The following is an 11,635-nucleotide window of genomic DNA, read 5'->3' as shown; positions in this document are numbered from 1 at the left end:
CAAAGAGCCCCGCCGATGCCCGTTCGCCCCTCCCTGCGCCTTGCAGCCCCGCTTCTCGCCTGTCTCCTCGCCGGCACGGCGGAAGGCGGTGCGACGGGTGTCCTGCCGGTCACGATCACAGCCCAGCCGATCGCCGCCTTCGACAAGGGCAGCAAGGATACGCGCTTCGGCGCCCTGCGCTTTGTCGGCGGCTTCTCCTTCACGGCCCGCGGCGCCTCCGTGGGCGGGCTCTCCGGCCTCGTTCTCAGACATGACGGGCGGGACTTTCTCGCCGTCAGCGACGACGGGCGCTGGCTCTCGGGGCGGATCGCCCGCGACGAGAACGGCGTGCCGACGGGTCTCGAGGAGGCGGAGAGCGCGCCGATGCTCGGGGCGGGCGGCGTGCCGCTCGACGGCAAAACCGATGCGGATGCCGAAGGGCTCGCGCGGCGGGGCGCGGACGAGATCCTCGTCTCCTTCGAGCGCCGGCCCCGCATCCTTGCCTATCGCGGCTTCCCGCGCCCCTTCGCCAGTGTTCCCGAAACCCTCGACCAGCCGGTGCCCTTGCGCGAACTGCGGATCAACAAGGGGCTCGAAGCCCTCGCCGTCTCGCCCGAGGCCTCGCCGCTCGAAGGGGCGGTCGTCACCATCGCCGAAGGCTCGATCGACGAGGCGGGCAATCTCTTCGCCGGCATTCTCGATGGCCCGCAGCAGGGCGTCTTCAAGCTGCGCAAGGACGAGCGCTGGCAGGCAAGCGACGCCGATTTCCTGCCCGGCGGCGATCTTCTGGTTCTGGAACGGCGCTATGAGGGGTTCTTCGGCGGGCTCGGCACCCGCATCCGCCGCATCGCGGGCGGCGACATCACGCGGGGCGCGCTCGTCGACGGACCGGTGATCTTCGAGGCCGATCTCGGCCAGGAGATCGACAATCTGGAAGGGCTCGCCGTCTGGAGCGATGCCTCGGGCGCGACCCGCCTCACCCTGATCTCGGACGACAACCACTCCTTCCTCCAACGCAATCTCCTTCTGGAATTCGTGCTGGAAGACGATCGGCGCTGAAACCCGATCAAGGCCGGGGCCGGCTCAGGCGGAGATCTGCCGGGGCGGCAGGAGCTGGCCGATGATGATCCGGTAGGGCACCAGCGCGAAGGCTGCGATCGCGAGCTTGAGCGACAGATCGCCGAGTGCCCAGGAGACCCAGCGCGGCGCCTCGCTCGAAAGAACGCCGAAGAGCGGCGCACTTTCCAGGGCATAGGCGTCATTCGGGCCGATCAAGGCGAAGACCGGCGCGAAGGCGATGCCGAAGAAGATCACCGTGTCGACCACCGATCCAGAGAGCGAGGAGGCGGCGGGCGCACGCCACCAGCGATCCTGGCGCAGCCGGTTGAAGACGAAGATGTCGAGAAGCTGGGCGACGAGGAAGGCCAGCCCCGAGGCGATCGCGATGCGGGCGATGCGCGCCCCGCCCGTCGAATAGGGCACGAGCCCGGCCTTGAAGAGGAGCACCGGCACGATCAGCGAGCAGGCGACCGCCGTCGCAAACCCCGCATAGACCACGCGCCGCGCCACCGCCGGCCCGTAGAGCCGGTTGGTGATGTCGGTGACGAGGAAGGCGAAGGGATAGACGAAGGCGCCATAGGTGAGGATGTCGGCGAGATCGAGCGAGCCGATCGTGACGAACATCGGATACTGGACCGCGACATTGGCGGACAGGACGATGAGGGCCATCGCGAGGACGGCGAACCAGTGGGTCTTCAGGAACGTCATGGATCGAGCCTCGATCAAGGAGCCGGCGGACCCGCCCGATGTCCGCTTGGCCAATGGGGCATGGGGGAGACGGCGCAGGGGATTATATCCGGCATGGGCATCGGATGGGTATGAAACGCACGAAAACGCCGCGGCGGAAAGGTCCGCAGCGGCGTTCGCAAATCATTCGATGAAACGTCGGGCGTTTCAGGCAGCCGCTTCGGTCGTCTCGGCGAGCTTCTTGGTGATCTGACGCTTCAGGAGACGGGCGCGCTGGGACAGCTCGTTCTCGCCGGCCTTCAGGAGGAAGGCGTCGAGGCCGCCGCGATGCTCGACCGAGCGCAGGGCATGGGCCGAGACCCGCAGGCGGTAGCGCTGGCCGAGAGCGTCGGAGATCAGCGTGACGCTGCACAGATTGGGCAGGAACCGGCGACGGGTCTTGTTGTTGGCGTGGGACACGTTGTTCCCGGACATGACGCCCTTGCCGGTGAGTTCGCAGACGCGCGACATGAGGATCACCTTCTCTTCATATGCTGAACGCCTGTCCGCCTCGCGCCGCCGAAACCGGCGCGATCCATGCGGGCAGGCATGATCGGAAATTGGGGTTGGCTATAGTCCGCATGGTCCGGCCCGTCAAGCCGTGCCGGCACCTTGCGGACGCACCTTCGATGACTGGGCGATTACTGGGCGTTCGATCCGCCGTTCGGAGCCTGGGCATCTCCGGTCCCGGAGGTGGAACCCGCACCGTCCGAGGCCCCGGCATCGCCGCTCGCCTCTCCGGAGAGCGGCGCATCGGGCGCCTGCTCCACGGCGGACGGGCTCTCCACCGGGGGGATGAAGGTGCTGTCGGCGGCGTTCGGCGCGCTCTCGCCCGGATTGGCCGGGATCTGGCCGGTCGCCGCCCCGTCGTTCGCGGCTCCGTTGGTCGCGCCCTGCGCATCGCCGGTGCCGGTGCCGGTGCCGGTCTCGACCGCACCTGCCGGCTCGCCTTGGGTGGCCGCATCGCCGGTGCCGGCCGGGGCCGATGGCGTCTCGCTCGCCGGCGCGCCGGCCTCCGGAGCCTCGGTTCCCGTATCGGCCGCGCTGCCCGTATCGGGAATGAGCGAGGGCGAGGCGGTCTCGCCGTCCGCCGGGGCTGTCGGTGCCGCCGCGCCGTCCGTGCCGGCCGCAGGAGCGGTTTCGCTCTCGCCGCCCGGAAGCCCGCCGAGTTGGTCGAGCAGGCTGCCGCCCTCGGTCTGCTGGTTGCCCTGGCCGGAGGGGAGCTGATCGAGAATGTCGCCCGGCTGCGCGCCGTAACGGGCGAGGATGCCGAGCGTCAGCGAGGTGAGAAAGAAGCCGGCGGCGAGGATTCCCGTCGTCTTGGTCAGGGCGTTGGCGGCGCCGCGCGCCGACATCATGCCGCCGCCACCGCCGCCGATTCCGAGCGCGCCGCCTTCGGAGCGCTGGAGCAGCACCACCACGACGAGGGCGATGACGATCACCAGGTGGATGACGATGAGAATGGTTTCCATGAGTGTTCCAGGACGCGCGATGGGTCTGTTATGAGCGGCGAACGCTCTTTTTCTTAGGTCGGATTGCGCGCCTTCTACAGAAAGCGGCCTGTCATTCCAAGCCGATTTCGAGATCGGAGAAATCCGGTTCGAACGGGTCGCGTCCGTCGGGGCGCGCCGCATGCTCGCAGATGGCGATGAAATCGGCCGCTTTCAAACTCGCCCCGCCCACCAGCGCGCCGTCCACATTGTCGATATGGAGGAGCTCCAGCGCATTGCCGGGATTGACCGAGCCGCCGTAGAGCAGCCGGATCGCCTCGCCGGTCTCGCGGCCGAACCGGTCGGTCAGGGTCTTGCGGATGAAGGCATGGGCCTCGGCCACCTCCCCGCTCGACGGCGTGCGCCCGGTGCCGATCGCCCAGATCGGCTCATAGGCGACGACGAGCCTGTCTCCGCGCGCGCCGCTCGGCACGCAGCCGGCCAGCTGTTCGCCGAGGCGATCCAGCGTCTTGCCCTCGTCGCGCTCGCCTTGCGTCTCGCCGATGCACAGGATCGGCACGAGACCGGCCCGCCAGGCGGCGTTCACCTTGGCCTTCACGATCTCGTCGCTCTCGGCGTGATCGGCCCGGCGTTCCGAATGGCCGACGATGACGAAGCTCGCGCCCACATCCTTCAGCATCTCGGCGGCGATGTCGCCGGTATGGGCGCCCTTCGCCTCGGAATGGCAGTCCTGGCCGCCCACCTTCGCCACGTTGTGAAGGATGCCCCGGCTCGCCGAGAGCATGGTGGCGGGGGGACAGATCACGATCTCGCAACCTTCGGTGCGTCCGTCCTTGACCGCGTCGGCGATCCCCTTCAGTTCCGTCAGGGAGCGCAGCATGCCGTTCATCTTCCAGTTTCCAGCGATCAATGGCGTCGTCATACTATCCTCCTGATGCGCGAAGAACTCCCGCGTCCTGACGATCCGACCTAATCCCATGACCGGGCGAAATCAATCGGAAGCTGCCGGCTTGCACCGCTTCGGCCCCTTTCCTATGAGTATGCCGCGCGCCGCGCGGCCTTCGCCGAACGACCACAAGGGACTGTCATGCTCAACACGCTCCGCAACGCGACGACCGGCTGGACCGCCAAGATCCTGCTGATCCTCCTCGTGGTCAGTTTCGCCGTCTGGGGCATCGGCGACGTCTTCCGCGCCGGCAACCAGACCTCGGTCCTCAGCGTCGGCGAGACGGAAGTGCCGCTCACCGAATACGCGCTGGCCTACCGGCAGGCCTCGTCCGGCATCAGCCGCCAGCTCGGCCGCAACCTCACGCCCGAGGAAAGCGCGGCCTTCGGCATCGACCAGGCCGTCCTCAGCCAGCTCATTTCCGGCGCGATCCTCACCGAGCAGGCGCGCGCCCTCGGCCTCGGCCTCTCCGACCAGCGTCTCGCCCGGCTGATTTCCGAGGACCCGAGCTTCCAGGACGCCTCCGGCAATTTCTCGCGCGCCCAGTTCGCGAACCTTCTCAACCAGATCGGCCTTCGCGAAGCCGATTACATTGCCTTCCAGGAAGACGCGGCGATGCGCACGCAGATCGTCGATGCCGTGACCAACGGCATCGCGGTGCCGGAGGCCTACGAGCAGGCCCTCGGCCTCTTCAACGGCGAGCGCCGCAATGTCAGCTACGTCTCGGTCGGCCCCGCCGCGCTTCCTGAGGAGCCCGCGCCGAGCGAGGAGCAACTCGCCGCCTATTTCGAGGAGAACAAGGAGAATTACGGCGCGCCGGAACTGCGCGGCCTTCAGGTCGCGCGCCTGACCCCCGAGGCGATCGCCGACGAGAGCGCGATCACCGAGGAGGAAATCGCGGCCGATTACGAGCAGTTCCAGAGCCGCTACGGCCAGCCCGAGCGGCGCGAGATCGACCAGATCGTCTTCCCGGACGCCGCCGCCGCAGAGGAGGCCGCGCAGAAGCTCCAGAACGGCGCGACCTTCGAGAACGTGGTGCGCGGCGCAGGGCGCAGCCCCGCCGACGTCTCCCTCGGTCTCGTCGCGCGCTCCGACATCTCCGATCCGGCCCTTGCCGAAGCCGCCTTCTCGCTTCAGAGCGGTGAGACCTCCGGCGTCGTCGACGGCCGCTTCGGCCCCACCATCCTGCGCGTCGGCGAAATCGAGCCGGCGAGCGTCCAGCCGCTCTCGGAGGTCGAGGGCGATATCCGCCGCGCCCTCGCGCTCGACCGCGCGACCCAGACCCTCGACACCGCCTACCGCACCTATGAGGACGCGCGCGCCGGCGGTGCGACCTTCCAGGAGGCCGCCGACGAGGCCGGCCTCACCGTCGAGACCTTCGAGGCGGTGGACAGAAGCGGGCGCGACGCGGACGGCCAGCCGATCGACGGCATCTCCGGCGAGAGCGAACTCCTGACGGAAGCCTTCCAGACCGAGCCCGGCTTCGACAACGTCCCGATCCAGACCGCCGGCAGCGGCACGCTCTTCTTCGACGTCACCGCCATCACCCCGGCGCGCGATCGGACCCTCGACGAGGTGCGCCAGCAAGTCCTCGGCGACTGGACAGCGGCGGAGATCGAAAGACAAGTGATCGCCCGTGCCGAGGCCCTGGCGAACGAGGCGCGCGGCGGCAAGTCCCTGCAGGCGATCGCCGAGGAGAACGGCCTCACCGTCGCCACCGCCAACGCCATCACGCGCCAGAGCGGGGCCGGCGAGATCGGTGCAGAGGCGAGCCAGGCCGCGTTCGCGGGCGGCAAGGGAACCATCGCCGCCGCCAAGGGGCGCGGCGCTCTGGAACAGGTGGTGCTCCAGGTGGACGAGATCGCACCGCCGGCCTCGCCTCTCGACAATGTCAACCAGACCGAGATCGGCCAGGTCGAACGACAGCTCACCGACGATCTCGTCTCGAGCTATGTGACGCGTCTGCGCTCGGACTATCCGCTGCAGATCTATCCGAACGGGATCGAGAACGCCAAGAGCCTCATCCGATGAGCGATCGCATCAAGCCCCATCTCGCCAAGGTCGCGAATGGCGAGGCCCTGACGCGCGCCGAGGCCGAGGACGCCTTCTCCATCCTGATGTCGGGCGAGGCGACGCCGGCCCAGATCGGCGGTCTCCTGATGGCGCTCAGGGTGCGCGGCGAGAGCGTCGCCGAGATCGCTGGCGCGGTCTCGGCCATGCGCGCCAACATGACCCGCGTCGAAGCCCCCGCCGGCACGGTCGACATCGTCGGCACCGGCGGCGACAATGCCGGAACCGTCAACATCTCCAGCGCCTCCGCCTTCGTCATCGCCGGATGCGGCGTGCCGGTGGCAAAGCACGGCAACCGCGCCCTGTCCTCGCGTTCGGGCGCGGCCGACGTCCTCGCGGCCCTCGGCGTCGACATCGATCTGAGGCCCGACCAGCTCTCCGGCGTCATCCGGGAGGCGGGCCTCGCCTTCCTCTTCGCGCCGAACCATCACGCGGCCATGCGCCATGTGGGCCCGTCGCGCAAGGAACTCGGCACGCGCACGATGTTCAACATCCTCGGGCCCATGACCAATCCGGCGGGGGTCACGCGCCTCCTCATCGGCGTCTTCGGCCCCGAATGGATCGAGCCGATGGCCGAGACCCTGCGCGAACTCGATACGGAAGCGGCCTGGGTCGTCCATGGCGACGGTCTCGACGAGATGACCGTGACGGGCGAGACCCGGGTCGCCGAACTCAAGAACGGCGAGATCCGCACCTTCACCGTCACGCCGGAGGAAGTGGGCCTGTCGCGCGCGACGCTCGCGGACCTTGCCGGCGGCGAGGCGGCCGACAACGCCCGTCGCCTGTCCGCTCTCCTCGACGGGGAGCCCGGCGCCTATCGCGACATCGTGTGCCTCAATTCCGGCGGCGCGCTCGTCGTCTCCGGCAAGGCCGCTACCCTTCAGGACGGCGTCGCGATGGCGCAGGCCTCCATCGACGAAGGCCGCGCGAAGGCCGCGCTGCAACGGCTTGCCGACGTCACCCAGCGCCTCGGAAGGAACGGCCAATGAGCGAAAACTCGAGCGAAACGCCGCCCGAGGCCGACATCCTCGAGCGGATCGAGGCCTATAAGCGCGAGGAGATCGCGGCTGCGAAAGCGCGCACGAGCCTTGCCGCTCTCGAAGCTGCGATCGCGAAGGCGGACGCCCCGCGCGGCTTTCTGGAGGCGATCCGCCGGAAGATCGCCGCCGGCGACATGGCGCTCATCGCCGAGGTGAAGAAGGCGAGCCCCTCCAAGGGCGTCATCCGCGAGGACTTCGACCCGCCCAAGATCGCCCGCGACTACGAGCGCGGGGGCGCGGCCTGCCTGTCGGTCCTCACCGACGAGCCGAGCTTCATGGGCCATCCGGACTTCCTGAAGGCCGCGCGTGCCGCGACCGCCCTGCCGGTCCTGCGCAAGGACTTCATCTACGATCCCTACCAGGTGGCCGAAGCCCGGGCCTGGGGCGCCGACGCGATCCTCGTCATCATGGCGGCGATCGACGACGCGACCGCAAGCGCGGTGGAAGAGGCCGCGATCAGCTACGGCATGGACGTTCTCGTCGAGGTGCACGATGCGGCCGAGACCGAACGCGCCCTGAAGCTCAAATCGCCGCTCATCGGCATCAACAACCGCAATCTCAGGACCTTCGAGGTGGCGCTGGAGACGGCAGAGACCCTGTCGGAAATGGTTCCGGACGACCGGGTGATGGTGGGCGAAAGCGGCATCTTCACCTATGCCGACTGCCTGCGCCTCGCCGATCGCGGCATCCGCTGCTTCCTCGTCGGCGAAAGCCTCATGCGCCAGGGCGATGTGGAGGCCGCGACCCGCGTGCTTCTCGGCGAAAAGCGGCCGGATCTGCCGGCGTGAGCGAGCCGACACGGACAGACGGCCGGACGCTCACCCATCTCGATGCCTCGGGCTCGGCCTCGATGGTGGATGTGGGCGACAAGTCCGAGACCGTGCGCACCGCCACCGCCGAGGGCCATATCCGCATGAAGCGGGAAACCCTGCGCCTCATTGCGGAAGGACAGGCGAAGAAAGGCGATGTCGTCGGCATCGCGCGCATCGCCGGCATCATGGGGGCCAAACGCACCCATGAGCTGATCCCCCTCTGCCATCCGCTCCTCCTCGACAAGATCGGCGTCGAGCTGACCATGGACGAGGACCTTCCGGGCCTTCGCGTCACCGCGCTCGCCCGGGTTTCGGGCAAGACCGGCGTCGAGATGGAGGCGCTCACCGCCGTCTCCGTCGCCCTTCTCACCGTCTACGACATGGCGAAGGCCGCCGACCGGGAGATGGAGATCGGCGGCATCCGTCTCCTGACGAAGGCGGGTGGGCGTTCGGGCGATTACCGGGCGGACGGAACGGGCAGCGACCTGGGCAAGGCCCCGTGAGCCTTCTGCCCGTCGAAGAGGCCCGCCGCCGCGTTCTCGAAGGGGCAGGTCCCGTCTCGCGCACCGAAAGCGTACCCCTGCGGGCCTCTCGCGGACGCGTTCTCGCCGTCGATCTCGCCGCCCGCCGCAGCCAGCCCGGTTTCGATGCCTCCGCCATGGACGGCTATGCCGTTCGCGCCGCCGACGCGGCCACGGGCTCCATCCTCGCGGTTCTCGGCGAGGCGGCGGCCGGACATGGCTGGGAGGGTTCGGTCGGGGAAGGCGAGGCGCTGCGCATCTTCACCGGCGCCCCCCTTCCCGCAGGGGCCGACGCGATCCTCATTCAGGAGGACACCGAGCCTGCCGGCGAAGGCCGCATTCGCGTTACCGAGAGCCCGGCTCCCGCCGCCCATATCCGGCGCGCCGGCATCGATTTTGCGGAAGGCGCGATCCTGATGCGGGCCGGAACGCGCCTGACCAGCGGCGCCGTCGCGCTCGCGGCGAGCGGCGGCTATCCCGATCTTCAGGTTCTCGCTCGCCCGCGCATCGCGATCCTTGCCACCGGCGACGAACTCGTCCTTCCGGGCGACGCCCTCGGACCCCACCAGATCGTCGCCTCCAACACGTTCGGCATCGCAGCCCTCGTCGAGGAGAACGGCGGCGAGGTTCTCGATTGCGGCATCGCACCCGACGACGAAAGCGCGATCGCGGCCCGCTTCGACGAGGCATACGAGGCGGGCGCGGACGTTTTCGTGACCATCGGCGGGGCCTCGGTCGGCGACCATGATCTCGTCGGAAAGGTGTTCGCGGACCGGGGCGTCGAACTCGATTTCTGGAAGGTCGCGATGCGGCCGGGAAAGCCTTTCATGGCCGGGCGCAAGGGAGCGATGCGGATCGCCGGCCTGCCGGGCAATCCGGCCTCCTCGCTGGTCGCCGCGACCCTCTTCCTCGCCCCCCTGGTGCGCCGGCTCGCAGGGCTCGCCGACCGGCCCTTCACGCGCGAGGGCGTTCTTCGCGCGGACATGCCGGCGAACGGTGCGCGCGCAAATTTCGTGCGCGCCGTCTTCGAGGGCGAGGACGAGGCGGGACGCCCGCGTCTTCTGCCCCTCGGCAAGCAGGATTCCTCGCTGCTCTCGGTCTATGCGCGCGCGGACGGGCTTCTGATGCGCCCCGTTGACGCGCCGGCGGCCAAAGCCGGAGATCCCTGCCTTTACGTGCCTCTGGGCCTCGACGGGTAGACGTCCGCAGCATCAGCCCAAAGCCAAACCGGCTCATGGACCCCGGTTTTCGGATTAAGGTCCGGAAGCGCTATTCTTCCGGTTCGGTCGAGAACAGAAGCGGATAGCCGTGTTCGCGGGCAAGATCCGTCGCCTCGGTCGCCTTGGTCTCGGCGACGTCGCGCGGATAGACGGAGACGACGCAGGAGCCCTTCTGGTGCGCCGTCATCATCACCACCTCGCCCTCGCTGTCGGAGAGGCGAAAGACCGAGCGCAGCACCAGAACCACGAATTCGCGCGGGGTGTAGTCGTCGTTGAGAAGAAGCACCTTGTAGAGCTTCGGCCGCTCCGTCCTGGGCTTCACCTTGGTCTGCCTGTCGATGGCGGCGCCAGCCATGTCGGCCTCCGAAACTGATGATGGTCGGGTCTTGCTTCGTTCCGGGAGCCGCCCTCGAAGGGGCCGAACTGCCGGCCCGAACGACGCCGGGACGACGCGGATCGGGGGCGCCGGACGGGGGCGCCGGACCGGGACGCAAGACCTCGACCGGCCCTTTCGCCGCTCTGTTAGGCACTTGCGGCCACAAGCGCAACCGCTGCCGCGCCCTCGTGACAAGACGCCGCCGGCCCCGCCATGGCCCGCATCCTTCGAGCGCGTTCGCCGCGTGCGGACGACCCCGGCCCCTCCCTGTCGAACCCGGAACCCCGCCTTGAACGCCGCCGGGGCCCCCTTACCTGACGGTCTCGCCGGCCCGCATGCAGCGCGCCGGGACCCGTTCCCGATCCGATGAGAAGCCGTCCACCATGAAGACACGCCCGCTCGGCCGCACCGGCCTTTCCGTCTCCGAACTCTGCCTCGGCACGATGACCTTCGGCAGCCAGAACACGGAGGCCGAGGCCCACCGGCAGCTCGACCGCGCGGTCGAGCGCGGCGTGGATTTCGTCGACACCGCCGAGATGTATCCGACGACGCCCATGAAGGCGGAAACCGTGGGCCGCACCGAGGCCTATGTCGGCTCCTGGCTCGCCAAGCCCGGCAACCGCGAAAAGGTGAAGATCGCGACCAAGATCACCGGCGAGGGCTCGTCCATGGTGCGTGGCGGCGCGCCGATCTCGCGCGCGACCCTCACCGAGGCGGTGGATGCCAGCCTGAAGCGGCTGCAGGTCGAGGAGATCGATCTCTACCAGTTGCACTGGCCGAACCGGGGCTCCTATCATTTCCGCAAGTCATGGACCTTCGATCCAAGCACGCAGGACGCGGATCAGGCCAAGGCCGACATGCTGGAGATCCTTCAGACCGTGGCCGACCTCCAGAAGGCCGGCAAGCTGAAGCATTTCGGCCTCTCCAACGAGACCGCCTGGGGCACCACCCGCTTCTGCGCGATCGCCGAGGCCAACGACCTGCCGCGCCCGGTCTCGATCCAGAACGAGTATTCCCTGCTCTGCCGCTATTTCGATCTCGACATGGCCGAGACGGCCCTCCACGAGGATGTCGGCCTTCTCGCCTATTCCTCGCTCGCGGCGGGCATTCTCACCGGTAAGTATTCGGGCGGGGCGATCCCGGAGGGCTCGCGCGCCTCGATCAATGACGGCCTCGGCGGGCGCCTCGCCTCTTCCGGTATTACGGGCGTCGCCGACGCCTATGTGGCGATCGCAAGGAAGCACGGCCTCGATCCGGTGGAGCTCGCCTATGCCTTCTGTCTCACCCGGCCGTTCATGACCTCGGTGATCATCGGCGCGACCTCCATGGAACAGCTCGACATCGCGCTCGGCGCCTCGGACGTGACCTTGAGCGACGAGGTGCTCGGCGAGATCGCCGAGATCCACCGCGCCCATCCGATCCCGATGTGATCGAC

General features: G+C 68.7%; 12 protein-coding genes. 7 read left to right on the top strand and 5 right to left on the bottom strand.

The features are described 5' to 3' along the window. Positions 1-15: 15 nt before the first annotated feature. Positions 16-1,038, top strand: coding sequence for an esterase-like activity of phytase family protein (locus DYI37_RS07880; protein WP_116682666.1), 1,023 nt, complete (start codon positions 16-18; stop codon positions 1,036-1,038). A gap of 24 nt (positions 1,039-1,062) precedes the next feature. Here DYI37_RS07880 and DYI37_RS07875 read toward each other — a convergent pair whose 3' ends face one another. From DYI37_RS07875 to tpiA, 4 genes are all read right to left on the bottom strand, one after another. After that, positions 1,063-1,746: a queuosine precursor transporter gene (locus tag DYI37_RS07875; protein WP_116682665.1), complete on the bottom strand. Its 684-nt coding sequence runs from the start codon at positions 1,744-1,746 to the stop codon at positions 1,063-1,065. Positions 1,747-1,932: 186 nt separating this feature from the next. Further along, complete coding sequence (gene rpmB, locus DYI37_RS07870) at positions 1,933-2,235, bottom strand: 50S ribosomal protein L28 (protein WP_116682664.1); 303 nt, start codon at positions 2,233-2,235, stop codon at positions 1,933-1,935. A 170-nt stretch (positions 2,236-2,405) separates the two neighbouring features. After that, the gene (secG, locus tag DYI37_RS20540; protein WP_116682663.1) at positions 2,406-3,236 is read right to left on the bottom strand and encodes a preprotein translocase subunit SecG; all 831 of its coding nucleotides are present in this window, start codon (positions 3,234-3,236) and stop codon (positions 2,406-2,408) included. A 91-nt stretch (positions 3,237-3,327) separates the two neighbouring features. Further along, positions 3,328-4,137 carry a triose-phosphate isomerase gene (tpiA, locus tag DYI37_RS07860; protein ID WP_116682662.1) on the bottom strand — a complete coding sequence of 270 codons (810 nt, stop codon included), beginning with the start codon at positions 4,135-4,137 and terminating at the stop codon, positions 3,328-3,330. A 165-nt stretch (positions 4,138-4,302) separates the two neighbouring features. Here tpiA and DYI37_RS07855 point away from each other — a divergent pair, with 165 nt between their 5' ends. From DYI37_RS07855 to DYI37_RS07835, 5 genes are read left to right on the top strand one after another with little or no spacing between them, the layout of a single operon-like run. After that, positions 4,303-6,192, top strand: a complete 1,890-nt coding sequence (locus DYI37_RS07855; RefSeq protein ID WP_116682661.1) for a peptidyl-prolyl cis-trans isomerase — start codon at positions 4,303-4,305, stop codon at positions 6,190-6,192. Beyond that, positions 6,189-7,220: an anthranilate phosphoribosyltransferase gene (gene trpD, locus DYI37_RS07850; RefSeq protein ID WP_116682660.1), complete on the top strand. Its 1,032-nt coding sequence runs from the start codon at positions 6,189-6,191 to the stop codon at positions 7,218-7,220. The genes DYI37_RS07855 and trpD overlap by 4 nt, the downstream gene beginning before the upstream one ends. Further along, positions 7,217-8,059: an indole-3-glycerol phosphate synthase TrpC gene (gene trpC, locus DYI37_RS07845; protein WP_116682659.1), complete on the top strand. Its 843-nt coding sequence runs from the start codon at positions 7,217-7,219 to the stop codon at positions 8,057-8,059. Before trpD ends, trpC begins: the two co-directional genes overlap by 4 nt. Further along, positions 8,056-8,586 (top strand): cyclic pyranopterin monophosphate synthase MoaC, encoded by a 531-nt coding sequence (gene moaC / locus DYI37_RS07840; protein ID WP_280987058.1) that lies wholly within the window; start codon positions 8,056-8,058, stop codon positions 8,584-8,586. The genes trpC and moaC overlap by 4 nt, the downstream gene beginning before the upstream one ends. Beyond that, entirely contained in the window at positions 8,583-9,803 is a 1,221-nt protein-coding gene (locus DYI37_RS07835) for a molybdopterin molybdotransferase MoeA (protein WP_116682658.1), read from the top strand. The genes moaC and DYI37_RS07835 overlap by 4 nt, the downstream gene beginning before the upstream one ends. Positions 9,804-9,873: 70 nt before the next feature. On the opposite strand, the gene clpS is transcribed toward DYI37_RS07835, so the two are convergent. Then, positions 9,874-10,179 (bottom strand): ATP-dependent Clp protease adapter ClpS, encoded by a 306-nt coding sequence (gene clpS, locus DYI37_RS07830; protein ID WP_116682657.1) that lies wholly within the window; start codon positions 10,177-10,179, stop codon positions 9,874-9,876. Between the two features lie 404 nt (positions 10,180-10,583). Here clpS and DYI37_RS07825 point away from each other — a divergent pair, with 404 nt between their 5' ends. After that, a complete protein-coding gene (locus DYI37_RS07825; RefSeq protein ID WP_116682656.1) occupies positions 10,584-11,630 on the top strand; it encodes an aldo/keto reductase in 1,047 nt (348 codons plus the stop codon). Positions 11,631-11,635: the final 5 nt, after the last annotated feature.

Origin of the sequence: Fulvimarina endophytica (assembly GCF_003403015.1) — a bacterium.
Taxonomy (GTDB): domain Bacteria; phylum Pseudomonadota; class Alphaproteobacteria; order Rhizobiales; family Rhizobiaceae; genus Fulvimarina; species Fulvimarina endophytica.
The sequence above is the reverse complement of the archived record's forward strand: the minus strand, read 5'-3'. Positions and strand labels throughout refer to the sequence as shown.